At 40.1% G+C, this 25,587-nt stretch carries 22 protein-coding genes; 20 read left to right on the top strand and 2 right to left on the bottom strand.

Annotated elements, in window-relative coordinates:
- Positions 1 to 215: 215 nt before the first annotated feature.
- The 4 genes from H5114_RS19770 to H5114_RS19755 all read left to right on the top strand — a co-directional run bounded on the left by H5114_RS19770 (position 216) and on the right by H5114_RS19755 (position 5,310).
- Entirely contained in the window at positions 216 to 455 is a 240-nt protein-coding gene (locus H5114_RS19770; protein ID WP_182723864.1) for a transcription factor, read from the top strand.
- 67 nt (positions 456 to 522) lie between these two features.
- On the top strand, positions 523 to 3,183 hold the full coding sequence (locus tag H5114_RS19765; protein ID WP_182723863.1) for a TrlF family AAA-like ATPase: 2,661 nt from the start codon (positions 523 to 525) through the stop codon (positions 3,181 to 3,183).
- Between the two features lie 26 nt (positions 3,184 to 3,209).
- Positions 3,210 to 4,430: an RNA-binding domain-containing protein gene (locus tag H5114_RS19760; protein ID WP_182723862.1), complete on the top strand. Its 1,221-nt coding sequence runs from the start codon at positions 3,210 to 3,212 to the stop codon at positions 4,428 to 4,430.
- A gap of 604 nt (positions 4,431 to 5,034) precedes the next feature.
- Positions 5,035 to 5,310 carry a transcriptional regulator gene (locus tag H5114_RS19755; protein WP_102036181.1) on the top strand — a complete coding sequence of 92 codons (276 nt, stop codon included), beginning with the start codon at positions 5,035 to 5,037 and terminating at the stop codon, positions 5,308 to 5,310.
- Between the two features lie 412 nt (positions 5,311 to 5,722).
- Here the strand turns inward: H5114_RS19755 and H5114_RS19750 are convergent, their stop codons facing one another.
- Positions 5,723 to 6,718, bottom strand: a complete 996-nt coding sequence (locus tag H5114_RS19750) for a DUF4382 domain-containing protein (protein WP_102036182.1) — start codon at positions 6,716 to 6,718, stop codon at positions 5,723 to 5,725.
- 971 nt (positions 6,719 to 7,689) lie between these two features.
- On the opposite strand from H5114_RS19750, the gene H5114_RS19745 reads away from it, so the two are divergent.
- From H5114_RS19745 to H5114_RS19670, 16 genes are all read left to right on the top strand, one after another.
- Positions 7,690 to 8,124, top strand: coding sequence for a DUF2057 family protein (locus H5114_RS19745; protein WP_102035780.1), 435 nt, complete (start codon positions 7,690 to 7,692; stop codon positions 8,122 to 8,124).
- 121 nt (positions 8,125 to 8,245) lie between these two features.
- Positions 8,246 to 8,716 carry a MerR family transcriptional regulator gene (locus tag H5114_RS19740; protein WP_182723861.1) on the top strand — a complete coding sequence of 157 codons (471 nt, stop codon included), beginning with the start codon at positions 8,246 to 8,248 and terminating at the stop codon, positions 8,714 to 8,716.
- Positions 8,716 to 10,962 carry a heavy metal translocating P-type ATPase gene (locus tag H5114_RS19735; RefSeq protein ID WP_182723860.1) on the top strand — a complete coding sequence of 749 codons (2,247 nt, stop codon included), beginning with the start codon at positions 8,716 to 8,718 and terminating at the stop codon, positions 10,960 to 10,962. The genes H5114_RS19740 and H5114_RS19735 overlap by 1 nt, the downstream gene beginning before the upstream one ends.
- Before the next feature lie 10 nt (positions 10,963 to 10,972).
- Positions 10,973 to 11,323, top strand: a complete 351-nt coding sequence (locus H5114_RS19730; RefSeq protein ID WP_037425971.1) for a cupredoxin domain-containing protein — start codon at positions 10,973 to 10,975, stop codon at positions 11,321 to 11,323.
- A gap of 212 nt (positions 11,324 to 11,535) precedes the next feature.
- Positions 11,536 to 11,901 carry a cation transporter gene (locus H5114_RS19725; protein ID WP_123884662.1) on the top strand — a complete coding sequence of 122 codons (366 nt, stop codon included), beginning with the start codon at positions 11,536 to 11,538 and terminating at the stop codon, positions 11,899 to 11,901.
- A 171-nt stretch (positions 11,902 to 12,072) separates the two neighbouring features.
- A complete protein-coding gene (locus H5114_RS19720; RefSeq protein WP_182723859.1) occupies positions 12,073 to 12,459 on the top strand; it encodes a hypothetical protein in 387 nt (128 codons plus the stop codon).
- Positions 12,460 to 12,582: 123 nt separating this feature from the next.
- On the top strand, positions 12,583 to 14,016 hold the full coding sequence (locus H5114_RS19715; protein WP_123884664.1) for a TolC family protein: 1,434 nt from the start codon (positions 12,583 to 12,585) through the stop codon (positions 14,014 to 14,016).
- A complete protein-coding gene (locus H5114_RS19710; protein WP_102036990.1) occupies positions 14,013 to 15,551 on the top strand; it encodes an efflux RND transporter periplasmic adaptor subunit in 1,539 nt (512 codons plus the stop codon). The genes H5114_RS19715 and H5114_RS19710 overlap by 4 nt, the downstream gene beginning before the upstream one ends.
- Positions 15,552 to 15,553: 2 nt before the next feature.
- Positions 15,554 to 18,685: an efflux RND transporter permease subunit gene (locus H5114_RS19705; RefSeq protein WP_123884666.1), complete on the top strand. Its 3,132-nt coding sequence runs from the start codon at positions 15,554 to 15,556 to the stop codon at positions 18,683 to 18,685.
- A 191-nt stretch (positions 18,686 to 18,876) separates the two neighbouring features.
- Entirely contained in the window at positions 18,877 to 19,251 is a 375-nt protein-coding gene (locus tag H5114_RS19700; protein WP_220492622.1) for a hypothetical protein, read from the top strand.
- Between the two features lie 137 nt (positions 19,252 to 19,388).
- Complete coding sequence (locus tag H5114_RS19695) at positions 19,389 to 19,904, top strand: DUF411 domain-containing protein (protein WP_182723858.1); 516 nt, start codon at positions 19,389 to 19,391, stop codon at positions 19,902 to 19,904.
- On the top strand, positions 19,901 to 21,964 hold the full coding sequence (locus H5114_RS19690) for a copper resistance system multicopper oxidase (protein ID WP_182723857.1): 2,064 nt from the start codon (positions 19,901 to 19,903) through the stop codon (positions 21,962 to 21,964). The genes H5114_RS19695 and H5114_RS19690 overlap by 4 nt, the downstream gene beginning before the upstream one ends.
- Before the next feature lie 11 nt (positions 21,965 to 21,975).
- The gene (locus H5114_RS19685; protein ID WP_102036661.1) at positions 21,976 to 22,689 is read left to right on the top strand and encodes a copper resistance protein B; all 714 of its coding nucleotides are present in this window, start codon (positions 21,976 to 21,978) and stop codon (positions 22,687 to 22,689) included.
- 115 nt (positions 22,690 to 22,804) lie between these two features.
- Entirely contained in the window at positions 22,805 to 23,227 is a 423-nt protein-coding gene (locus tag H5114_RS19680; protein ID WP_124018400.1) for a copper resistance CopC family protein, read from the top strand.
- A gap of 14 nt (positions 23,228 to 23,241) precedes the next feature.
- Positions 23,242 to 24,150, top strand: a complete 909-nt coding sequence (locus H5114_RS19675; protein ID WP_182723856.1) for a copper resistance D family protein — start codon at positions 23,242 to 23,244, stop codon at positions 24,148 to 24,150.
- A gap of 75 nt (positions 24,151 to 24,225) precedes the next feature.
- Positions 24,226 to 24,669 carry a nuclear transport factor 2 family protein gene (locus H5114_RS19670; protein ID WP_124018413.1) on the top strand — a complete coding sequence of 148 codons (444 nt, stop codon included), beginning with the start codon at positions 24,226 to 24,228 and terminating at the stop codon, positions 24,667 to 24,669.
- Between the two features lie 182 nt (positions 24,670 to 24,851).
- Here H5114_RS19670 and H5114_RS19665 read toward each other — a convergent pair whose 3' ends face one another.
- Positions 24,852 to 25,403 carry a CueP family metal-binding protein gene (locus tag H5114_RS19665; RefSeq protein ID WP_182723855.1) on the bottom strand — a complete coding sequence of 184 codons (552 nt, stop codon included), beginning with the start codon at positions 25,401 to 25,403 and terminating at the stop codon, positions 24,852 to 24,854.
- Positions 25,404 to 25,587 lie beyond the last annotated feature (184 nt).

Genomic DNA, 25,587 nt, shown 5'->3' with positions numbered 1-25,587 from the left:
TGTTAATAATGTTAATGGTGTTAATGGGTTACTAAGGTTTTATTCTGATACATCAGCAACAATTCAAGGCAACTGATCAACTGCGAGTAAATAAAGCGCTATTTAGGTTGAGCTGGGTAATTTACCAATCTCTTTACGCAAATTAATCTTGTAGAGTTCGTAAATACTATATAAATTAGCTAAATTATATAAATGCATTGGTCATAAAGATTACAATGGACGAAAATAAGATATACGAACGAATCAAGCTGGTTTTAGCTGATGCCCCTCGCAATCAGTACACCGCTGAGCTGCATCTACAAATGATCAAATATGCCGATGAGCTGAAGAACATTACCGCGAAAGATTTCTGCGAGGGAGTAGGGCTTCGTCATAGCTTTGGAACTGAGTTCAGCAAAATGCGAAACCTGACCCTGCGCTTGAAAGCCGCAGGACTCAATACAGATCTGCTCTAACAGAACATTGAAGACAAATTTTGACTAGGACAATACTTTTGGTTGAATCTAAAAAGGGTGCTTGAGAATGACTAATCAGAATAACAAATACACCAAAGCACGCTTTTTTAAATGCGCTTTGCAGGTCAACCCCTATGGTTATATTAAATATCGTGGTCAACAACAGACTCTTACTGAAGATGACTACAACCAACAATTGTTAAATGCCGCTTTGGAGGCTGGTGTTGAAGTGATTGGTGTGGCCGATCATGGTTCAATTAACGGCTTCGAGAAGATCAGAGATTTATTTAATCAGCAAAACATTGTGGTATTTCCGGGTTTCGAAGTTGCTTCCAGTGAAAAAATTCACTTTGTTTGCCTGTTCGAGGAATCGACACCTGGCGATTTGATAAAAATGCATTTGGGTGCTTTAGGGGTCGATATTCACCACCCTGAAGCCCCGGTATCGAAGTCTGCACTCGATATCATTAATTATGTGAATGACAAGGATGGTTTTATATTTGCCGCTCATAGTACTAATGACGATGGAGTGCTAAAGCGCAGAATGAATCATGTCTGGCAACAGAATGGATTATTAGCGGCACAGATTCCGGGTAGCGTTGAAGATTTAAGAGATGCCCAAGATGTACTCTATTATAGGGCGTTTAAAAATCGAGATGAGGCATATCATCGTGAACGAATAATGGCCGCTATCAACGCTGCTGATATTACAAAACCAGAAGATATTAAAAATGATAGTGCTTCGTGCTTAATCAAAATGACTAAGCCCTGCTTTGCCTCATTCAAACAAGCATTTTTAGATTCAGGTTCGCGAGTTAGGCTAAATTCCGACAAGCCGCAAAACTATGCCTCTGCAATTGAGCGGGTACGATTTATTGGGGGCTATCTTGATGGTGTCGATATCGAATTTTCTGAACATCTAAATGCCGTAATTGGTGGCCGCGGTACGGGAAAATCTACGCTGCTTGAATGCATTCGTTTTGCATTTGACTTGCAGCCGTTTGGAAAAGCGGCAAAAGCACAGCATGACGCTATCTTAAAAAACAATCTAGGCAATGAAAAAGGCATGGTTGAAGTGAAGGTGCGCTCTGCCGCTATGCATGGCAGACATTTTACCATTAGCCGAAAGCATGGCAATCAACCTATTGTGGTTGACGAAAATGGAAGTGTCTCGTCCTATCAACCAAAGGATTTACTGCCAGGTATCGAGCTGTATGGTCAGAACGAAATCTATGAGATGACTCGTGATGAGCAAAGCCGAAACCAGCTAATTAAACGTTTTTTAGAAGGTGAGCACGAGCAGTTTGATGCGGCCATAGCTAAGGTGTTGGCAAGACTTAAGGATAATCGGGAGTCAATTGAGCGTGCGCTTAGTCAGAAGGCCGATATAGAAGAAGAAGTAGAGCGCCTACCTAAATTACAGGAACAAGCTAAACAGTTTCAAGCATTAGGTATCCATGAAAAACTAGAAGTCATACCAAAGTTGGAGAAAGAAAAACAGCTTAACGGGCGCACTAATGAAGAAATTGAAAGAGTTAAGGAAGCTATTGATACGCTTAAGGACAGTTTACCAGATACTGTTTTTTTAAGTGATGCCAGCCTAGATGGATTACCGCATGCAGATCTTTTAAAGCAACAACGTGAAATATTGGAAAGTTTGCTAACCTCGCTAACCCAGACCTTAATGCAGCTCGAACAACTCGTCGGCAAAACATCAACACAACTGTTACCTTTCCAGCAGCAGTTATTTGATAAAATAAATTCGGAAGAACAACAGCTGGAAAATGCCTTTAAAAACATACCAGCAAGCCAAGGTAAAACAGGTCGGCAAATTGGTGCTGAATACCAAACTTTGCTTAAGAAAATAGAGCAGATTAGGCCAAAGAAAACTGCATTACAAAGCAGGCTTGCACAACTCAACGAGCTTTACAGCCAGCGAAAAAAAATATTACTGGAGCTGGATCAGCAAACCAGTGCCCGTGCCAGCGCGATGCAAAAGTCAGTGAAGAGCCTTACTCGCAAGTTAGAGGATAAGGTCCGATTGAGTTTGAATTCTGAAGGCGATCGTCAGGTTTTTGTGGATGCTCTAAGTAGCTGCAACTTAGAGGGTGTCGGGGTTAAGCGACTAGCTTGGGTAATAGATGGTGGGTTTTCACCAGCTAACCTAGTGGCTACCATACGGCAGGGCGCAGCAGATTTAACCGTCAGTTTTGATATTTCTGATACGGTAGTAAAAGCGTTATGCCGTTTGCCAGAGCACACACTCCTCATACTAGAAGAGCTGGTCATTCCTGATACGATGGCTATCGAACTTAATGTGACTCATGGGGGACAAAATGCTGTATTCCGCTCCATCGAAGATTTATCGACAGGTCAGCAATGTACGGCTGTTCTGCACTTGCTCTTATTAGATAACCAAGACCCGCTTATCCTCGATCAGCCAGAAGATAATCTTGATAACGCCTTTATTGCAGATCGTATTGTTGCTGAGTTACGCAGGGCTAAGTTGAGCCGCCAATTCTTGTTCGCAACCCACAACGCCAATATTCCGGTATTTGGTGATGCAGAGTGGATTGGAGTACTCAGTGTTGAAGACAGTAAAGGACTAATTAAGCCAGAACAACAAGGTGCGATTGATATGCCGGAAGTGCAAAAATTAGCTGCGGACATCTTAGAAGGTGGTAAAAGTGCGTTTAATCAACGTCGGGAAAAATACGGCTTTAATTAAGCATTTTTGAACTTTGGGAGAAAGAGATGTTAAAAACAGAATTATTAGAGATTGTTGCGAATGGTGAAAACTCCGGTGTAGAGTTTAAGCGTGATGATATTCGTACAGAGCAGTTGGCAAAAGAAGTCGTAGCAATGGCCAACTTCCAGGGAGGGCGAGTACTGTTAGGTGTAGAGGATGACGGGACAATAAGCGGTATTCAGCGAGCAAGGCTAGAAGAATGGGTCATGGATGTTTTTCAAAGCAAGATTCACCCTATGATTTTACCTTTCTACGAAGAGGTGAGGCTGGATGATGGAAAATCGGTTGCAGTTGTCAGCTTCCCAATGGGGATTTCCAAACCCTATGTTGTTCGTGATCGAAATAGAGAAGAAGTTTATATACGAGTAGGCTCGACGTCTAGATTGGCTACAAGAGAGCAGCAGATGCGTTTGTTTGAATTGGGCGGCATGTTGCATACTGAAGTAATGCCTGTGCCCCGCACAGATATAAGTCATCTGGATGAAGCACGTTTAACTAACTACATAGAAGACATACTGCGTGATCCTGATGTGCCTAAAACCCCAGAGGAATGGCAGACAAGACTACTGGGGTTAAGCTTTTTAACCGAAGCGGCAGGGAACGTGTGTTGTACGATCGCGGGGTTGGTGTTATTTGGGAAAAGCCCAAGACGTCATCTTAAGCAAGCTGGTTTACGGGTAATGGTATTTAATGGGGAGGAGAAAGAATACCAAGCTGTATTGGATGACATTATTGACGGTCCAATGGTTGGACGGTGGGATATGAAACATGGTGAAAAACAATTAGTCGATGGCGGCATCATTGAGCGGTTTATGGATGCAATGAGACCTTTTATTTCTCAAGAAGCAGATCGGATAGATGAAGGATTGAGGCGAGAGACTACGTGGTTCTATCCCCTTGAGGCAGTTCGAGAAGCATTGATAAACGCCCTTGCACATCGTGATTGGACGCGTTTTGTTGAAATTGAGGTTGCCAGTTATTCTGATCGTCTTGAATTTATTAGTCCTGGGGCGTTGCCAAACTCCATGACGGTGGAAAAAATGAAAGCTGGACAGCGTTCACCTAGAAACACAATTGTAATGGAAGTGCTTCGGGATTATAGCTATGTCGATTTTCGGGGGATGGGTGTCAGAACAAAAATTGTTCCGCTGACGAAAGCGTTGACTGGTAAAGATCCTGAGTTTGATTTAACAGATGATCATTTGAAAACTGTTTTATATCGTTAACCCTGATTGCATACTTTTAGCTGATGTGAAGAGGTGTTTTCAATCCTGTAGTACTTGAACAGACGAAAGAGCAAATATTTTGTGTTTCTAACATGGTAACTTTACTAAAAACTACTTAGAAATTAGTTAGTTTAGTTCCGAAGATTAATAATACTGTTATAAAACAGTATTATACAAAAAACATGTTTTGATTAATCGCTCATGATAACGGTAATGAGCGTTATTCAAATCGAATAGGTAAAAGTATGGCCAGTTTGTATCATTACACATCAGGAAATTCTCTCTTGGGTATTCTTAAGTCTCAATCTTTATCTTTTCCGCAAATAGGGTATTTAGTTAAATTATTTTTTTGAAATACTCGCATCCATCTGTTGGTGATACCAATCAAGCCTTCCCCACTTTTAAAGAAGTCGAACGACCCCATATTTATTATAATGCGAGCCATGTATTTTAGAGTCTAAGCACTAACGTATTTTTGTCCAGAAATGAGCCTAGGGGGGGGATTATTTATGCCCCAAAGTGTGTCAGGATAGATTAGACCCAATTTTAGTCATACTATAGAGTGGCTACTGTAACGGTGATGATTGAAAGATAAGAATTGATAATGAAGAATACTAAACTCAATATATTGCTCTCAAAATGTGACGCAACGGCACCAATAGCTGATGATTTAGCTGCATGGCTTGATTCTCCTTCTGGCGGAAATGAGATTATTACTTATTGCGAAGAGATGCCTCTGAGTTCTGATGATGAGTATCGTGCAGCTTTAAAGAAAATTGAAGGATTGTTTGATGCAATACCTAATACTGCTGAAGGTTCTGAGCTTGAAAAATGGATTTCATTAGTTGAATCATATGAAAATGAACACTTCCCAATGTAACTCACAGTTGTCCTGAAATGAGCCTAGACACATAAATTATTTACTCTCTATTACGTTTAGATTTTGATAATGAATGTGATGGCACATACTTCCTTCAACTGACTATGAATTTAATACTAGGTTTTATTGACGCTATTGAAGAAGTCAGTATGGGTCCGGAAAGTAAGCTATATAAGAGAAGACTAAGAGCTATTTTCCAACAAGAAAAGTAACAAAATCATAAAGACTCTTTAGTTGTGGCTGATGATTGACCTCTTTTGGTTTTTGTCACTTTATATGCAGGGCTGCCAATTAACCATAATGGATCAGGGCATCTGCTCATATTTCGATTTAATGATAATCATCATTAACATGGCTTACTATCTTTTTGGTCGTGGAGGCTCCCAAGTGAATGGGAGCCTGACTCATTTGGCTAGCCGCCATGGTGTCCGTGATGACCACCATTGCCGTTACCGCACTCATGCACTGTCTGCTGGCCTCCCTGTGTTCCTGTTTCTATAGTAATTGAACCAGAATCTTTGAACATGACAAATTGACCACTAGTCATATCATCGGTGACAGGGTCATCTAAATGACCTAAGCAGCTGTAGCCGACCCGATAGTTTCCAGCTGGCAAATAACCCATGGCAAAGTGCCAGTTGCCGTCAATATCCTGCATCATAGGACTTACCGCAGTCGGTAGAGTTACCGCCTCAGGAGGATTGGTTCTCATATCTGTCATTTGATCAATATTAGTTATCTCTTCAGGATACAGATAGGCCATGTGACTAAATTGTCCCCCAATCGGAGTCCGGTCGGAGTAAGTTGTCTCGCAATCGGCGATCCATTGAGGATCTACTTCACCCAACAAGTGGCCCATATACCGATTATCGACGGACCACATAGCTTGATGATCTAAATGGTATTCTCCTTGTTGATATGATAGGCCACGATATAAGTCAATTTCCATCGTGATGGAAATATGCTGGTCAGCTACTATTTCAAAATCTGAAACAGGAAGCTGCCCATTGTCAACATACAAACCATGTCGACCCTGGCCATCTTCAACATAGCAGCCGTCATTGCCATCGCCCTGTTGGATGGTGACATAGGCATCATGGTACTGACCCAGAGGTAAGTCGATATTATCGACTACAAGATGGCTATCCAATCCCTGAAAATCGAGCAGGTTAAATGCCATATCCTGTAAATCATGTCTATGGATTACCCCCTCAGCATCAGTCATGACCAGTTCTCCCATGACCATACCAACATGGGAAACTCCATCCATAGGTGAATCAGAAATAGCTAAAGAGAATTGTCCCTGAGGTAATACTTGTTCTGCTACCGTCACAGCACTATCTGAATCACTCCCACATGCGCTAAGTAAAAAAATAGAGGATAAAAACATTGTTCTACAAATCGTCATAAAGCCGCCCTGAGTATATGAAATTTATCTAATGATACCTATTAAGGGGTAGCTCTGGTAATTTCTTGAATATAAATGTGACTTAGAACAATGTATAGAATTAAGCTAGTACTGTTAATTAATGGAAAACGTAATATTTTCATTCAACTACAAATTGTCTATGTTTTAAAAGTTCAAAATGTCATATTAATAGTAAAAGTTTCCAATTTAAGTATTTGCTAATCAGATACTTAAACTTATTATTGGTTGTTGCATACAACGTGTTCTATTGTTCAAAAAATCTTGACTGTGAGTTTTTCAGAATGCTTTTCGTATTTTGGGGTATGTGCGGTTTTAGACAAAATACAGTATTCAAAGACATGGGGTTAGGGGGGGTTAACCATGTTATGAAATTAAATCATTCAGAGAACGCATAATTTACTACTGGAAATAGATAGTAAGTTGACTCTTTTAATAGACCTAGGATTGTGACTTATGTCATGGAATTAGATTCTAAAATTTGCTAAGGTTAATCACATAATTCAACTGGATACAATTGCATGACTAAGATTTTGTTAAATTTAGCAGTTATATTGACATTAATAACACAGTTATTAATGCCAAATAATGCTATGTCTAGCGAAATGTCCGAATCAAGTATGCAAACTAGCTCTATGTCACATTCAGTTATGATGGACAATGATTGTGATGATACCGATAACTGTTGTCCCGAAGATTCAAGCCACTGTATTAGCCATTGCCATGCAGTCGCTAATGCATTTGTTTTGTTATCAGATTCAAATTTAGTTAATGATCTATTCACAAGTTCTAAAGTTAACTCGACTTTATGGATATCAACTCCGGCTTCGCTTGGAAGTCAAAATCCCCCTCCAATTGCTTAATTCTTTATTTTAATTAACCACCTATATTAATTTATAAAGATTTTCGTTGCTCGTTTACTTATGAGCATCATAAAGCATCTGGAGTTTCTCATGAAAAAATTTATCGCAATTACACTTTTATCTGCTGTTAGTTCTATGTCTATGGCCGCCACTATTTCATTGCCGGACTATTTAGTATTTACATCCATTGATGGGCAGCCAACTGAACGGTCGAGCACAATTGATATCAAACAAGGACAGCATTTAGTCGAATTACGTTTTTTTGAAGTATTCACTGCGGGAGCAGATGATACTAACTTTGTTAAGTCAGACTCATTATATTGGAGTTTAAATTTAACAAATGATGAAGATATTCAGGTTAGTACAAAGGATATTTTATCTGCGAAAAATGCAAAAAGCTTCATTTCATCTCCAGTCATAACTCTTAATAGTGCAAGTATGAGTAATGAAACTGTCACCTTAGTAAATCACGAAGAATTGATGGCTATTATCATGAAGCAACATAGAAAAATGATGAGTCATTAGCACCACTGTGAGGGTGCTATTAATCTGCACCCTCAATTTATAAATAGACTACTAAAAAGTGGACGAGTCATCGAACCGCAAATTGGTGTCTGAAAATAAATTTAGTGTTTTCAGAGGTTTTATGAAGGTTAATCAATTAGCTAAAAAACTCAATGTAACCAGTGACACTGTTAGATTTTATACTCGTATAGGTCTACTCTCTCCCTGTAAGTCACCTGATAATGGATATAAATATTATGGCGAGAAAGATTTGAGCCGTATGCAATTTATCATAAGTTCTCGTCAGCTTGATTTTTCGGTTGAAGAAATTAAGTTGATTTTTTCTAACACTGACCATGGTGAAAGTGCATGCCACCTTGTACGTGAATTAGTAAAACAAAAGTTAGATGAAACTGAAGAACAATTTAATAAAACAATGAAATTAAGAGCAAGACTTTTTCAGGCCGTTGAACAATGGTCAACTATGCCAGATAACTTGCCTACAGGAAATATGGTTTGCCATTTGATTGACAGTACACATCAAGCTGATATTCAGACAACAACAGTTACTCAGCTTGACCACATTATATTAGCGTCAACGGAGGTTAAGTAATGAATCAAACAAAAAACTCACTTATGCAACTCAATATCCTCGGCGCAGGCTGCGCGAGTTGTGTTGGCAAAATTGAAAAAGCGATTAACAGCGTAGAAGGCGTTGATTCGGCCGAGATGAATTTTGCGGACAGAACGGTACTGGTTAACGGTAAAGCATCTGCCGAGTTGATTATAAAAGCGGTTGAAAGCGCTGGTTATAATGCTACTCAAATACAGGCGGAGTCGGCAGAAGATGCCATGAACGAGAAAGAACAGGCTGATTTACAACATTATAAAAGTTTATTACGCCATACCATTATCGCTTTGTCCGTCGGTATTCCGTTGATGATTTATGGACTGTTTATTGGCGAAATGACGGTATCAACCCTATTCGAACAAGTGGTGTGGGGACTGGTTGGTGTGGTGACTCTTGCGATTATGCTGATATCAGGTAGGCATTTTTATATCGGTGCATGGAAATCATTTTTAAACCATAACGCCAATATGGATACCCTCATTGCCTTAGGTACCGGTACTGCTTGGGTTTACTCTATGTTGATAGTTGCATTTCCACAATTATTTCCCGAGATGGCAAGGCATGTTTACTTTGAAGCGACCGCAATGATTATTGGTTTAATTAATCTTGGTTTAGCACTCGAAGTTAAAGCGCGCGGTAAAACCTCTGAAGCGATTAAGCGTCTTATTGGTTTGCAAGCTAAAACTGCTCGGGTAATCCGTGATGGAAAAGACCTCGACATCGATATTGCTCATGTATTACTTAATGATCACGTTAAAGTTCGCCCTGGCGAAAAAATCCCAGTTGATGGGGTGGTTATTGAAGGTAACAGCACCATTGATGAATCAATGTTGACTGGTGAGCCAATGCCTGTTGAAAAAGTGATCGGTGACGATGTGGTCACTGGCACCTTGAATAAATCAGGCTCAATCATATTTAAAGCAACTCGTGTAGGTAAAGATACTGCACTGGCGCGCATTATTAGTATGGTCAAACGGGCGCAAAACTCTAAGCCGCCGATTGGACGTTTAGCTGATGTTATAGCCGCTTACTTTGTGCCCGCCATTATGATCATCGCTATAGTCAGTGCCATGGTGTGGTTTAACTTTGGCCCCGAGCCGTCGAGTGTATTTGCCATCGTGTCTGCAACAACAGTATTAATTATTGCTTGTCCTTGTGCGTTAGGACTCGCAACGCCAATGTCAGTGATGGTCGGCGTTGGTAAGGCGGCTGAATCGGGAGTGCTTATTCGGAACGGTGAAGCATTGCAAACCGCGTCTAAAATAACCGCCATGGTATTAGATAAAACCGGCACCATTACCGAAGGTAAACCGCAAGTTACCGATATTATTTTGGTTAATGCAGACAGTGAAGAGCAGGTACTTGCCTTGTCTGCTGGAATTGAAAGTCACTCCGAACATCCACTCGCGCAAGCGATTGTTGAAAGTGCGAATGATAGAGGTATTGAAGCCATTAACACTGAGCACTTCAATGCCATTTCAGGTAAAGGTGTAGAAGCTGAAGTGGATGGCCAGATATTATTATTTGGTAATCTAAAATTAATGCAAGACAAAAATATTGATATTGGATTCAATGAAGCTAAGGCCCAAGTGTTAGCTGAAAATGCTAAAACACCAATGTATTTAGCGCTTGCAGGGCAATTACTGGCCATTATTGCGGTATCAGATCCGATAAAGCCTGATTCAATCGAAGCGATTGCGAGACTGAAACGCAGTGGCATCAAAGTGATAATGTTAACCGGGGACAATAAAGCGACCGCCGCCGCAGTGGCTAAAAAAGTCGGTATTGATGATTTTTTCGCAGAAGTCATGCCAGAAGATAAAGCCAATAAAGTGGCTGAACTTCAGCAACAAAATGAAGTGGTTGGTATGACCGGCGATGGGATTAATGACGCCCCCGCATTAGCGTTAGCCGATGTTGGCTTTGCTATTGGAACAGGCACTGATGTGGCGATAGAAAGCGCTGATATTACCTTAATGCGCGGATCACTTCATGGCTTAGCCGATGCGATAGCCATTAGTAAAGCAACGCTGCGCAACATTAAACAAAACTTGTTTGGCGCGTTTATTTACAACGTCGCGGGTATTCCCTTAGCAGCAGGTGTGCTTTTCCCTGTTTTTGGTATTTTGCTAAATCCAGTGATTGCCGGGGCTGCGATGGCCTTTTCATCACTTACCGTAGTGAGTAACGCTAACCGTTTACGTTTGTTTAAAGCCAAAGAACACTAGGAGCTTCAATATGTTAATTAATTTACTGTGTATCGCATTAATCGGTTTTATCATTTGGTGGTTTTGGCTATATAAACCGACAAAAGATTCTAGTGTTGACGCTAGTACATTGATACTGGTTAAAGACGGTGTGTATACGCCTGCACGAATTAAAATTTCGGCTAATACACCAACAGAGATAACTTTTTTACGCCAAGATAAATCCGGATGTTCAGCCACAGTCCTGCTACCCGACTTGGAGATTAGCCAGGATTTAGCGCTGGATAAGCCCACGACGATATCATTACCGGCTCTGGAAAAGGGGGAGTATCCATTTCATTGTCAGATGCAAATGTATAAAGGTGTATTGATTGTTGAGTAAACACTAGATATCCATGCGTATTTTTCAATATGTTGGTATCAATGATGAAGATAATAGCAGTATTAAAATGAGCCTTTTTGAACTTTGTAATCAATATCTTAATTCTAACCTAAGCTGTTTACGGTCTAGGTTAGAAAATTGGCCATTTTTTGTTAATTACTTTTTACCTAAATCATCAGAAAAATGATGAGTTAATGATTAAGAGAGACATTATGAGTGATTTTGAACATAGACCGGGCGTTAAAGAAGCCACTTTAGTTGTCAGAAACCTAAGATTAACTGGAGTAGATAATCAAAATTTAGAAGCATTAAAGACTGAGATAGACAAACTGTTTGGCATAGAAGAAGTGATTTATAATGACAAATCGGGATCTATTTATCTAACCTATGATGCCAGCCATATCAATTTAGAAGGTATTGAAGCGGTTATCAGAAAGCATGGTGCTAATATTCATAACGATTGGTGGACTCATGTGAAGGAAAGTTACTACCAATTTGTGGATCAAAACATCAAAGATAATGCAAATCATCAACCACATAGTTGCCACAAACCCCCACCAGGATCCAAGATAAGTTAAGACAATTAGATGTTAATTTTTATCGATACTGACTATCTTTTAGTAAGAGCATTCGAAGTGTGATCTATGTCAAGTATCAGTAGTTTAAAGTAAAAAAACACTACAGTTAACTAGGATGATTTAGTCAAGTTGAGTTAACATTAATAGCACTAATTATATTGGAGTTTTATCTTGAGTCGTATGCGAATTATCACAGTGATGCTTATCTTGATGACATTTGTCAGTCAAGCTTTTGCGTCTGTGATTTTGCCATGCCCCTCTGATATGAATTCAATGTTAAGTAAATCAAATCCAGTGAATACCGCTGCGACTAACGCTTGCCATCACCAATTAACATCAGATGCTGATGCCGTTAAAACATCTACCGCTGACATTCCTGATTGTTGTGATAATCAATGTGATTGTCCGATAGGTACTTGTTTTTCAATTGCCCTTGAAATGAAAATTGTCCAATCAGTAACCATCTCAAGTTTGAGTAGTTTTATATCTGGTTTGACTCAAAATACGACTCCGCAATATAACTCTTCTTTATATCGTCCTCCAATATTTTCTTGTTAGATAGGAAAGGCTTGATCAATTTTTGATCGTCTTCCTGTTCATTTATCTTTTTTAAAATAAATTAACAAGATATTACCTTTGTTCGAATTCAATTCGAGCATTGGTGATTAATTTGGAGGCTTTATGTCTTTAATTTACAAGAAATTGGGTGAAATTTACACTCAATATATTCTAATAGTAGTGATGTCCTTTATTGGTATTAGCGCTGCGGTATATGCGGCAGAACCAGTACAGACATTATCACTGGAAGAAGCAGTTTATCTCTCTCAATCAAACGATCCCTGGTTAGTCAGTAATCAATTTCAACAAGATGCTATTAAATCTGAGAGTATCGCGGCAGGAACTTTACCAGATCCAAAAATCAGTGTTGGTTTAGCTAATTTGTCCATAAACACTTTTGATTTTGGACAAGAAGCAATGACTCAAATGAAAATTGGTGTCACTCAAATGTTTCCCCGTGGGGATAGCTTAAGTTTACGCCAACAACAACTTGAGTTAACGGCTGAACAATATCCTTTCTTAAGACAAGATAGACGAGCAAAGTTAAGTGTCACCACAGCTCAAATTTGGTTTGATGTATATAAAGCGCAAGAGAGCATTGCACTGATTGAGCGCAATCGGAACTTATTTGAACAACTATCAGATGTTGTTAAAGCTGGGTATTCATCTGCTTTAGTTAAATCTAATCAGCAGGATATTATTCGTGCTCAGTTAGAGGTGACCCGTCTTGAAGATAAGCTGACCGTTTTGGCCCAGCAAGAAGATATGTTTAAACAGAAATTATCTGAATGGGTTGGTAAGGCATTTGTTGATGAATATCGAATAGGTCATGAACAAGATTATGAGCTGTTATTTTCGACGTTTACCGTCCCTAATATACTTCCTCAAATTAAACTAACGAATCCTAATCTTTATTTCGATGAGGAAAAAAGCCAACATTACCAACAGTCTCTGTATGAAGCGTTCTCTGTTCATCCACTCATTTCAGCATTGGAGCAAAGAATTGAGTCAAGCCGAAAAGGTGTCGAGTTAAAAAAGCAATTGTATAAGCCAGAATGGGGTGTAAATGCTGGATACAGTTATCGAGGCAATGATCCTATGGGTAATTCTCGCGATGATTTGCTATCAATTGGTGTGAGTTTTGATTTACCAATATTTACTTCGTCAAAACAAGACAAGCAAGTTCAAGCCGCTATTTATCAATCGGAATCAATTAAAACGGAAAAGTGGTTACTGCTTCGAAACATGATGGCGTCATACGGTACTGCGAAAGCGCAACTTCTTAAATTGGAACAACGTCAGACACTCTATAACGATTTTTTATTACCTCAAATGCAAGATCAAGCAGATGCGTCGCTAACGGCTTACACAAATGATAAGGGTGATTTCGCTGAAGTCGTACGTTCCCTCATTGCTCAATTAAATACTCAATTAGATGCTTTGGCCATTAACGTTGATTTACAGAAAGTTAAAGTTCAATTGAACTATTTTTTTACCCCTAAAGTGGGCCCAGTTAGCATCTCACATAAATCTTATGTTGATGGAGAAGTAAAATGAACAGCAATTTGAAAATGATCAGCATATTAGTTATCGGTATTCTTACTGGTATTAGTGCATCAATCCTATATACACCACAGAATCAAGTAGTTTCAGAGGACAAAGCAAAAGCTAAGCCATCATATTGGGTCGCACCTATGAATCCTAATTTTCGTAGCGATAAACCCGGGAAATCACCCATGGGTATGGACATGATACCAGTGTACGAAGATGCAGCTGGCTCGACAGATTTTGGACCGGGTGCAATTTCAATTTCACCCGCTGTGATTAATAAACTGGGTGTTCGCACAACTCAAGTCACTTTAGGAACACTACAAAATAATATTAAAACAGTGGGTTATGTCCAGTATGATCAAGACCACCTTATTCATATTAATCCAAGAGTTGAAGGATGGATTGAAGAACTTTATGTCAAAGCTTCTGGTGATCCGGTCGTTAAAGGGCAACCAATATATTCAATTTACTCTCCAGCTTTAGTTAATGCACAAGAGGAAATGTTATTAGCTTTAAATCGAAAAGATCAGCGTTTGATTACTGCATCTGAAGAACGATTGAAAGCGCTATTAATACCAAACGCGGAGATTAAAGCGCTACGTAAGAATAGAACGGTCAAACAAAATATTACATTTTATGCCCCTCAAAGTGGTGTTATTGATAATTTGAATATACGGGAAGGATCGTTTGTTAAACCGGGTATGACAATGTTTTCAATTGCTTCATTATCACAAGTATGGGTCGAAGCCGAGGTTTTTGAACGCCAAGCTAATATGGTTAAAGTTGGCCAAGCTGTTGAAATGAAATTAGATTACCTGCCTGGTCAATTTTGGCAGGGCAAAGTAGATTACGTCTATCCGACATTAGACAGTAAAACAAGAACGCTAAAAGTGAGATTGCGTTTCGATAATACCAATGCGGCATTAAAGCCAAATATGTTTGCACAAGTGTCGATAAAAACACGAAGTGAAGAGGACGTATTACTGTTACCAAGGGAGGCAGTTATTAGAACAGGAAACTCTGATCGAGTTGTACTTGCCCTCGGTGAAGGTAAATATAAATCTGTAGCGGTAACGTTAGGGCGATTAGATGGTGACAGCATTCAAATAGAATCAGGGCTGTACGAGGGAGATATTGTAGTCTCGTCTGCACAATTTTTATTGGATTCTGAATCAAATAAAACCTCTGATCTTAAACGTATGACAGCACCAGAAGATGAGCAAGAAAATATTCAAGCCATCACATCAGAAACCGCTTGGGTAGAAGCAAAAGTAAATAGTTTAATGGCTGCACATCGAATGATTAATGTGGACCATCAAGCTGTCAGTGAATGGGAATGGCCACAAATGACCATGGACTTTACTGTTGATGACAGTGTGGATTTCTCTGTATTTACCGTTGGTGCTGTGCTTCATATTGAATTAGAAAAAACATCAGATGGCGCGGTCAAAGTGGTAAATATACACAATCCCAAAACCACGGATGATGTTTCTAACACAACACATCAAGCTGATCATTCAGGAATGGAGTTGGGAGAATAGTCATGATTGAATCAATTATACGTTGGTCTGTTGCGAACAGATTTTTTGTCTTGCTTGCCAGTGCCATTCTCGTCGGCGCGGGTTTATTTTCTCTTAAAAATACCCCTATTGATGCTTTGCCTGATTTATCTGACGTTCAGGTAATCATTAAAACAAGTTATCCAGGTCAAGCCCCTCAAGTGGTTGAAGATCAAGTCACTTATCCATTGACGACGGCTATGCTGTCTGTGCCAGGAGCAGTAACGGTCAGGGGCTTCTCATTTTTTGGTGATTCATATGTCTATGTCATCTTCGATGAAGAAACCGATTTATATTGGGCTCGTAGTCGTGTGTTGGAGTACCTCAGTCAAGTCGTTTCAACGTTACCGGATAATGCAAAACCTCAATTAGGCCCTGATGCAACAGGAGTGGGCTGGGTATATTTATATGCACTCGTCGATAGAACAGGTAAGCACGATATTAGTGAGTTACGCAGTCTACAGGACTGGTTTTTAAAGTATGAATTACAAACTGTCCCAGGCGTGTCTGAAGTGAGTGCTCTAGGTGGGATGGTCAAACAGTATCAGATTAAGGTAGACCCTGATAAATTGCGTGCCTTTGGAATACCTTTAACGGCTATTCAAATGGCGATTAACCGCGGTAATCAAGAGATTGGTGCCTCAGTTGTCGAAATCGCTGAAGCAGAATATATGGTTCGCACAACAGGGTATCTTGAGAATAAGGAAGATATAGGCAATATCCCTTTAGGCGTTAACAATAATGGCACCCCATTACTGTTAAAAGATGTTGCGGATATAGGGACTGGACCGCAAATGCGCCGAGGTGTAGTCGATCTCAATGGTGAAGGTGAGACGGTTGGCGGCATTATTGTGATGCGATTTGGTGAAAATGCACAAAAGACTATTGATGGCGTTAAAGCTAAATTAGAGACATTGAAGAAAGGCCTTCCTGAGGGCGTGGAAGTGGTGACCGTTTACGATCGCAGTGGTTTGATTGAGAGAGCCGTATCAAACTTAGGGTTTAAACTGTTAGAGGAATTTTTAGTCGTTGCTTTAGTCTGTATGGTCTTTTTGGCGCATGTAAGATCTTCGCTTGTGGCGATCGTTAGTTTGCCTGTAGGGATTCTAAGCGCTTTTACTATCATGCACTTGCAGGGTTTAAATGCCAATATCATGTCTTTAGGTGGTATTGCTATTGCAATTGGTGCCATGGTCGATGGTGCCATCGTCATGATTGAAAATATGCATAAACATATGGAACGAACGCCATTGACGCCTGAAAACCGTTGGCAGATCGTTGCGCGATCTGCCAGCGAAGTTGGCCCTGCATTATTTTTTAGTCTACTGATTATTACTGTTAGTTTTTTACCGGTATTTACCCTCGAAGCACAGGAGGGAAGGATGTTTTCACCACTTGCATTTACTAAAACTTACGCAATGGCTGCATCGGCAGCGTTAGCTATTACCTTAGTACCAGTGCTAATGGGATACTTTATTCGGGGAAAAGTGCTTCCTGAACACAAAAACCCCGTTAATCGATTGTTAACTGCTGTATATATGCCAGTGTTGAAAAAAGTACTGGCTTTCCCGAAGATAACCCTCCTATTTGCGTTATTTGTGTTGGCAATTGGTGTGTGGCCGCTAAATAAAATTGGTAGTGAGTTTATGCCTCCATTAGATGAAGGCGATCTAATGTATATGCCGACCACTTACCCTGGTATTTCTATTGGTAAAGCTCGCCAATTAGTGCAACAAATGGATAAGTTAATTTACACAGTACCCGAGGTTAAAACCGTATTTGGCAAGGTTGGCCGAGCAGACTCTGCAACGGATCCTGCACCTCTAACAATGGTGGAAACGTTTATTCAGCTTAAGCCCAAAAGTGAGTGGAGAGAAGGCCTGACGACTGAGAGTTTAAAACAAGAATTAGACTCATTAGTAAAGTTACCCGGTGTGACGAACGCATGGGTAATGCCAATTAAAACCCGAATTGACATGTTAGCGACAGGGATCAAAACGCCTGTAGGCATTAAAATTGCTGGCCCTAGTCTCAATGAAATTGAGCAAATAGGTAAACAATTAGAGGAAATCCTAAAAAATGTTGAAGGGACTGCGTCAGTTTATGCTGAGAGGGTTGCAGGTGGTCGATATATCAAAGTTGATATCCAAAGGGAAAATGCAGCCCGGTATGGTTTAAATATAGCGGATGTTCAACAAGTTGTGGCTACAGCGATCGGTGGTATGAATATTTCACAAACAGTTGAAGGCTTAGAACGATATCCAATTAATTTACGCTATCCTCAGGATTATCGAAATTCTCCTGAAGCATTAGCTTTATTGCCTATCGTCACTCCGCAAGGTTTGAGGATTTCTTTAGGGGATGTAGCGGATATCGTTATCGAAAATGGACCACCAGGCATTAAAAGTGAAAATGCTCGCCTTAATGGTTGGGCTTATATCGATATTGAAGATGTCGATATCGGTAGTTATGTTGAAATAGCCCAAAAAGTTGTGAATGATAAATTGGTATTACCTGCCGGTTACTCTATTACCTGGGCTGGTCAATATGAGTATATGGAAAGAGCTAAAGCGAAGCTTACTTACGTAGTACCATTTACTTTATTTATTATCATTATTTTATTGTTCATGAATTTCCGCAATGTTGTTGAAGTAGGAATTATTGTGGGTACATTGCCTTTTGCCATGGTGGGTAGTATCTGGTTAATGTATATACAAGGTTTCAATTTTTCAGTTGCTGTAGGGGTAGGTTTTATAGCATTGGCGGGTGTCGCTGTCGAAATTGGCGTCATTATGCTTGTCTATTTAAACCAAGCCTATAGAGAAGCGATTGATCATAGTTCACAGCAGCTAGAAAAATTTGATGAACTAAAGTTGACTCAATCTGTTATTCAAGGTGCAGGTATGCGCGTACGTCCTGTAATGATGACCGCAGCAGCAATCATAGCTGGATTATTACCTATCCTTTATGGTACTGGAACAGGTTCCGAGGTGATGAGTCGAATTGCTGCGCCAATGGTAGGCGGAATGGTCAGTGCAATAATACTGACACTATTAATTGTTCCTGTTGTGTTCTTTTTATGGCGTCGTACTCAATTGAGACATGAGGAACGATAGTGTTGAGTTGATTAAAAAAACGATGCAGATAAAACTATCTGCATCGTTATATTTTTATATTTAATTAATTTTAATTATAGTTATTTGAATGACGATCTAATAACTATCTAATGTAATATGTTTAATAAAATATTCATTGCTAAACTAAGCTTTTCTTATTATCATTAATTTGTAATCATTGGAGATATATTTTGCGTAGAGTCCATTTAATCATGATGTTTGTTTTACTGACGTTTGTCGGTCAAACTTTTGCGTCTGTGATTATGCCTGGTACTATGCCAATGAGTTCAATGACGACTTCAAATATGCCTGCTGAAAATGGCAAAGCATGTCATGACGCTAGCATGCAAATGAATATGAACATGGATATGAACGATGGTGCGGATGATAGTTGCTGCGCCCAAGCGTGCCATTGTCCTGTCGGCTCATGTTTATCCGTCGCTTTAACGATGGCAATGCCAACGCTTAAATCAGAAGTCAGCTTAGTTAATTCTGCAACAATGTTTACCTCAGCACTAATGCCTCAGTATTTTTCATCTTTATACCGTCCTCCAATATTTGCCTAACATAGGCACAGTTACGCCTTTTTTTTGCTAACTGTCCTAGCCAATCATGTAGTTTCAATTTTTTAACTTTTTCGGTTAATAAACTGACATTAAACCGCGTTGTTTAATGTGACGAAATTTGATTTGGAGGCAATATTATGTCTGCTCTATATCGCAATTCTATTCGTTTTTTTCGTGTCATAGGTACTATTTTTATTCTGCAAATTATGGGAGGGATGTTACCTGCCCATGCAGCGGATCCCGGCACTACGGCGCCATTACTCACTGTTTATAAAGATGCCAATTGTGGCTGTTGTGAGAAATGGCTTACTCATATTAGTGAGCGTGGATTTAATGTTGATGCCCACAATATTAACAACCTTTATGAGTTTAAACAGTCAAAGGGTATTCCTGCTTCAATGCAATCTTGCCATACCGCAGTGTCATCTCAAGGTTATGTGTTTGAAGGGCATATCCCTGCAAAATTCATTAGTCGTTTTTTAGCCACCCCCCCTAAAGATGCTATCGGCCTAACCGTACCCGCTATGCCTGTGGGCAGCCCTGGTATGGAGTACCAAGATAAATTTATGCCATACCAAGTCTTACTGTTGAATAATGATGGCAGTAGCCAGGTTTACGCCCAAGTGAACTCGCTTGAGGAGTCTGTGCAATGAAATCTCAATACATGATAAAACCCATGATTCAAACGACAAACAGTGAACTCAACAACAGCCGACGCCGGTTTGTGTTTGGTGCATCCGCCATGTTGGCATTGATGTCGATCCCTTTCCCTAAAAATGCCTTTGCCAATGCGTTAAGCCAATCGTTGAGCCAGCTTTCTGGCAAAGTGTTCGACTTATCAATTGACTATAAAATGGTTAATTTTACCGGGAAATCTGCTCGAGCGACTGTGGTCAACCAATTACTGCCCGCGCCGTTATTACGTTGGAAAGAAGGTGAAACAGTTACCTTAAGAGTAAAAAATAATCTCGACCATGATAGTTCTATTCACTGGCACGGTATTATTTTACCCACCGAAATGGACGGTGTGCCTGGCTTTAGCTTTGATGGTATTAAACCCGGTGAAACATTTGAGTATCAATTTACCGTCCAGCAAAGTGGCACATATTGGTATCACAGTCATTCAGGCTATCAAGAACAAACCGGTTTATTCGGTGCTATTGTGATTGATCCTGCGACTCCCGATCCGGTCATATATGACCGTGACTATGTGATCATGCTGTCTGATTGGTCTGACGAAGCCCCTGAAAACATTTATGCCAAATTAAAGAAACAAGCTGACTACTATAATTACCGTGAGCGTACGGTAATGGATTTTTTCTCTGACGTGAATAAAAATGGCTTAGCCAATACGTGGAACGCTCGTTCGATGTGGAATAACGCGCGCATGAGTGACAGAGACATATCTGATGTTACGGGTTCAACTTACACCTATTTAATGAATGGCAATCCTCCGCAACAGGGCTGGCAAGGATTGTTTGAACAAGGTGAGAAGGTGCGTTTACGCTTTATAAATAGTTCTGCTATGACCATATTTGATGTGCGTATACCGGGTCTCAAAATGAGTGTTGTTGCCAGTGATGGTCAGAACATTCAACCTGTATCTGTGGATGAATTTCGAATAGGTGTTGCTGAAACCTATGATGTGGTTATTGAGCCAGAGGTTGATAATGCCTACTGTATTTTTGCTCAGAGTATCGACCGCACCGGCTTTACGGTAGGTAACCTTACCTCAGATGCCAGTTTACATGCTCCTATTCCCCCAATGGATCCAAGGCCTGTCCTTGGCCACAGTGATATGGGCATGGATATGAGTGACATGGATATGAGCGGTATGGATCATAGCAAAATGGACATGGGTGGCGGTGATATGTCAGGCATGGATCATAGCAAGATGGCTATGGGCGGCGGTGATATGTCAAGCATGGATCATGGCAAAATGGCTATGAGTGGCGGTGATATGCCTGGCATGGACCACAGCAAGATGGCTATGGACGGCGGTGATATGCCTGGCATGGATCACAGCAAGATGGCTATGGGTGGCGGTGATATGCCTGGCATGGATCACAGCAAAATGGCCATGGACGGCGGTGATATGCCTGGCATGGATCACAGCAAGATGACCATGGACGCTACGAAAGCGACAGTCTCAGGACTAGGGCTTGCAGGCTTTGGCAGTAACAATGAAATTAAGCACATTGACACCGAGTTCGGCCCACAAGTGGATATGCGTGCCGATGCGCCAAAAAGTGGTTTACACGATCCCGGGATTGGGCTGCGTGACCATCAACAGCAATTCAATCGCAAAGTATTAACCTATGGTGATATTAAAGGCTTACATCCTACCTATGACACACGCCAACCTAGCCGCGAAATTCAACTGCATTTAACCGGCAATATGAACCGATATATGTGGTCTGTGAATGGGGTGAAATTTATGGACGCCGCGCCATTAGAGTTTGAATACGGAGAAAGACTGCGGATCACCTTGGTGAACGACACGATGATGACTCACCCTATGCATTTGCATGGTATGTGGAGTGAGTTAGAGACAGGCGATGCTGATTTTATTCCCCGTAAGCACACGGTATTAGTTCAGCCGGGCTCTAAGATCAGTTACTTAGTCACCGCCGATGCAAAAGGGCAATGGGCATATCATTGCCACTTGTTATTCCACATGCCAGGCATGTTCAGAAAAGTCGTGGTGAAATAAGGGGAATACAGATGAATAAAACGAATTTAATGGCCTTGGGACTGTTGAGTCTGAGCGCCACATTGACTAGCTCAGCTGTGTTTGCCGGCGGTAATGATGACCCTCTATTAACAAAAGTCATGCTGGATCAATTTGAAAAAGGCGTGGATCCGCAAGATCCTACCCAGTTTAGTGCACAAGCCTGGTTAGGTTACGATTTGAATAAGTTGTGGCTTAAAACTGAAGGTGAATATTCAAATAGTGATAAGCAAGATCTTGAAATTCAGGCTCTTTACAGTAAGCCCATCGCACCATACTGGGATGTACAATTCGGTATTAAAACCGATATCAAACCGACTCCGAACCGTAATTGGGCTGTGATTGGGGTTCAAGGGTTAGCGCCATATTTTTTTGATATTGACGCGGCTTTATTCATCGGTGAACAAGGCCGTACGGCTATGCGTTTGAGTGCAGAATATGAACTGTTAATCACTCAAAAGTGGATATTAACACCTGAAGTAGAAGTTAATTTATTTGGTAAGGACGATGCTGAACTTGGAATAGGCTCAGGCTTATCTGACGTGAGTGCTGGGCTGCGATTGAGATACGAGATTGTTCGAGAGTTCGCACCCTATATCGGTGTGGATTGGCGTCAGAAGCTCGGTAATACCGCCGATTACGCCCGAAGTGAAGGGGAAGATACACAAGAAACCCAGTTTGTTATTGGTTTTAGCGCGTGGTTCTAAGATCTCGTTCGTACACTGAGTTATAAGCTTGGCGCCAAGATGTTAGCTAAGCCAATATTTAATCATTTATGTAAACCGTTTTTCGATCGTTAAAAACAATATAAAAGGAAATATCATGAAATTATTTAACAACGTTTTAGTCGTAACAAGTCTATTCCTGAGTGCTTCAGCATTTGCTCATGTCGGACTGGGCAGCTCTATGCCCGCTAACGGTGCCATGCTAAGTCAAGCCCCAACAACGCTTGAACTGACCTTTACGGCTCCGGTACGTTTGGTCAAATTAACAATGCAAGATGAGAAGCAGCAAAGCGTACCGCTAACATTACCTTCAAGTGCGACCAGCCAAGCAGCATTTTCATTCGCTCTACCAGCATTAAGCGCAGCTAATTACACGGTTAACTGGATGATCATGGGTGATGACGGTCATAAGATGAAAGGCAACATGAGCTTTATGCTTCACGACTCTGGCATGAACACTCGCAGTGCACCGCCTATGACAATGGAGCATGAGACTAGCGAGCACACTGCACATCAATAAGTGGATGAGTAAACATGATATTAACCGTATTTGAAATATCGGTGTTGATATCTAAATGGGTTATCTATCTAAGCGTTGCCGCCGTTATTGGCGGCACATTGATGCAATATCTCATTAAGGGTCAACCGAACCTTGGTATTAGCGTTGCAAAATATATCGGCCTAGGTGCCGTGTTGGGATTGATTGCCGTTAGTATCAATTATTTTGCTCAAGTAGGGGCTTTTGCTGAAAACGGCTTGATGGGAATATTCGATGCGCAGATGCATGCTTTTCTGTGGCCAACCCAGGTAGGACAAACGGTGCTTTGGCGCTTAATCGGCTTTGGGTTAATGCTAGTGGCTAGTGGTTTACTGTTACATAAGAACCGCTATATCAAAACGTTTTCTGCGATATTAGCGATTCTCAGCTGTCTGTTAATTGCTGTCACGTTTACTTTTATTGGCCACAGCACTGAACTGGGATTGCTTGCTCAAGGCTTAATATTGATACACGTGTTGATCATTGGCAGTTGGATAGGCGCTTTTTATCCATTATGGAAATTATGCAGCACCGATGACCACAGTGATGACAACATCGTCATAAAAAATGTCATGGATACATTTGGTCGTTTAGGCATAGTGATTGTCATTCTAGTGTTGCTTTCAGGCATGGGAATGGTGTGGATGTTGTTTGATAGTCCCACAGAATTATTCAGTTCCAATTATGGTATTGCGGTCACCATCAAGCTCTGTTTGGTGGCTATCATTTTACTTATAGCAGCATGGCATAAATTGGTTTTAGTACCGAAATTAACGATTGCGAACCCATCACTCGCAAAACAAAAACTACAAAAATCGATTGGATTAGAAGCATTAATAGCAGTACTGATATTAGCGACAACAGCGGTACTTTCGAGCGTGCTAGGTCCTATGAGCCTTGGATAATCACTATAAATTAACAGAGAGATAAAAATGAATAATAGCCCTTTAGCAATACTCATAACCACCGGGATATTACTGATGTCCGCAGGACAAAGCTCATTGAGCTTCGCCCATGGTGATGAAACTCACCCTATAGAACAAAAAGCGTTTATCGGTGTTGATTCCGCCGCGGGTAATGTTGTCAAACAATTTCATGCTGCATTACAAACGGGCAATGAGGCTATTGTCAGGCAGTCATTAGCAGCCAATGTGCAAATTTATGAAGGTGGAAAAGTAGAACGTTCACTTACGGATTATGCCAATCATCACATGCTTGCAGATATGGCCTACTTAAAAGGGTTAACCATAACGCCAAAAGAACACCAAATAACGATTACAGGTGACATTGCTATTTCAACGTCAATAAGTCACGCCCAAGGTGAATATAAAGGTAAAAGTATTGACTCAATGACCATGGAAACGCTTGTGTTAATTAAACAAGCGGATGGTCATTGGAAAATAACCCACGTGCACTGGTCGTAACTAATAAAAGTTTCATCAACCAGATAAGGGATTATCTTGAGCTTCTTTGTAGGTGCTCCCAAGAAAACCACAAAGACTCGGATCATGTTAATGCATGATATTTTATGGAAAAGGATTTCCATTTTTTTATATAAAAAAAGACCGGAATAACTCCAGTCTTATTTTGATTTTGCATTCAAATATTAACTTTCAATAAGTCGCATAGTAGTAATACAAGTTCTATCGTTATTAAAAGTAGACAGTACCTCTCTCGCCACTCTTTCGCTTCCGTCTTTTGCTTTAAGATAAATATTGAATGCTAAATTTTTATTTTTTGGAACCCAAAAGTCTATAAATCCATCACGTTGTGTCGTCACTTTTTTGTCTATTAATGTTTCACCTGTATCAGTATCAATCATGACAACTTTCATTACTTGATTTTTTATCTCACCGGTACAACCTGTTAAAACATGATTAGTACATGGATGAGAGCTATTAATGTACGGAGCTATTGAAAGAAAGAATTGATCTTTTGGTATTGCTACAGAACTACTTTTACCATCTGAGAAAGTTGCAACTATTCTATTGGGTAAAACTTTTATCATTATCCCTTCATTATTTTTGTATAGTGTATGTGCTGTTGTAACAGCACTCTTATAGTCTAAGTTTTTAAACGTTTCTGAATTTATTGTTGTGGCATATGATTGACTTGAAAATGCAATTATAAGTCCTAATAGAATATTTTTTTTAATCATGATATGAATCTTCCTATGTTGTTTTTTTGTGAGATAATATATTTTGTTTAAATGTGTTTATCTATTTTTATTGTAATGTTTGTAGTTTATTTTATATTGATCGAATTAACGTTATTGATATTAATTTAATATTTTTTGTTATTTTAAATCTTTGCTTTAAGTGCTTTTTTATATTTTTTCCACC

It is taken from the genome of Shewanella sp. SR43-8, assembly GCF_014163775.1.
Lineage (GTDB): Bacteria > Pseudomonadota > Gammaproteobacteria > Enterobacterales > Shewanellaceae > Shewanella > Shewanella vesiculosa.
This window is presented reverse-complemented; position numbering and strand designations above follow the sequence as displayed.

Bases quoted from the DNA above. Each gene is read 5' to 3' on its own strand.
- H5114_RS19770 (WP_182723864.1), top strand. From the start codon at position 216: ATGGACGAAAATAAGATATACGAACGAATCAAGCTGGTTTTAGCTGAT.
- H5114_RS19765 (WP_182723863.1), top strand. From the start codon at position 523: ATGACTAATCAGAATAACAAATACACCAAAGCACGCTTTTTTAAATGC.
- H5114_RS19760 (WP_182723862.1), top strand. From the start codon at position 3,210: ATGTTAAAAACAGAATTATTAGAGATTGTTGCGAATGGTGAAAACTCC.
- H5114_RS19755 (WP_102036181.1), top strand. From the start codon at position 5,035: ATGAAGAATACTAAACTCAATATATTGCTCTCAAAATGTGACGCAACG.
- H5114_RS19750 (WP_102036182.1), bottom strand. From the start codon at position 6,718: ATGACGATTTGTAGAACAATGTTTTTATCCTCTATTTTTTTACTTAGC.
- H5114_RS19745 (WP_102035780.1), top strand. From the start codon at position 7,690: ATGAAAAAATTTATCGCAATTACACTTTTATCTGCTGTTAGTTCTATG.
- H5114_RS19740 (WP_182723861.1), top strand. From the start codon at position 8,246: ATGAAGGTTAATCAATTAGCTAAAAAACTCAATGTAACCAGTGACACT.
- H5114_RS19735 (WP_182723860.1), top strand. From the start codon at position 8,716: ATGAATCAAACAAAAAACTCACTTATGCAACTCAATATCCTCGGCGCA.
- H5114_RS19730 (WP_037425971.1), top strand. From the start codon at position 10,973: ATGTTAATTAATTTACTGTGTATCGCATTAATCGGTTTTATCATTTGG.
- H5114_RS19725 (WP_123884662.1), top strand. From the start codon at position 11,536: ATGAGTGATTTTGAACATAGACCGGGCGTTAAAGAAGCCACTTTAGTT.
- H5114_RS19715 (WP_123884664.1), top strand. From the start codon at position 12,583: ATGTCTTTAATTTACAAGAAATTGGGTGAAATTTACACTCAATATATT.
- H5114_RS19710 (WP_102036990.1), top strand. From the start codon at position 14,013: ATGAACAGCAATTTGAAAATGATCAGCATATTAGTTATCGGTATTCTT.
- H5114_RS19705 (WP_123884666.1), top strand. From the start codon at position 15,554: ATGATTGAATCAATTATACGTTGGTCTGTTGCGAACAGATTTTTTGTC.
- H5114_RS19695 (WP_182723858.1), top strand. From the start codon at position 19,389: ATGTCTGCTCTATATCGCAATTCTATTCGTTTTTTTCGTGTCATAGGT.
- H5114_RS19690 (WP_182723857.1), top strand. From the start codon at position 19,901: ATGAAATCTCAATACATGATAAAACCCATGATTCAAACGACAAACAGT.
- H5114_RS19685 (WP_102036661.1), top strand. From the start codon at position 21,976: ATGAATAAAACGAATTTAATGGCCTTGGGACTGTTGAGTCTGAGCGCC.
- H5114_RS19680 (WP_124018400.1), top strand. From the start codon at position 22,805: ATGAAATTATTTAACAACGTTTTAGTCGTAACAAGTCTATTCCTGAGT.
- H5114_RS19675 (WP_182723856.1), top strand. From the start codon at position 23,242: ATGATATTAACCGTATTTGAAATATCGGTGTTGATATCTAAATGGGTT.
- H5114_RS19670 (WP_124018413.1), top strand. From the start codon at position 24,226: ATGTCCGCAGGACAAAGCTCATTGAGCTTCGCCCATGGTGATGAAACT.
- H5114_RS19665 (WP_182723855.1), bottom strand. From the start codon at position 25,403: ATGATTAAAAAAAATATTCTATTAGGACTTATAATTGCATTTTCAAGT.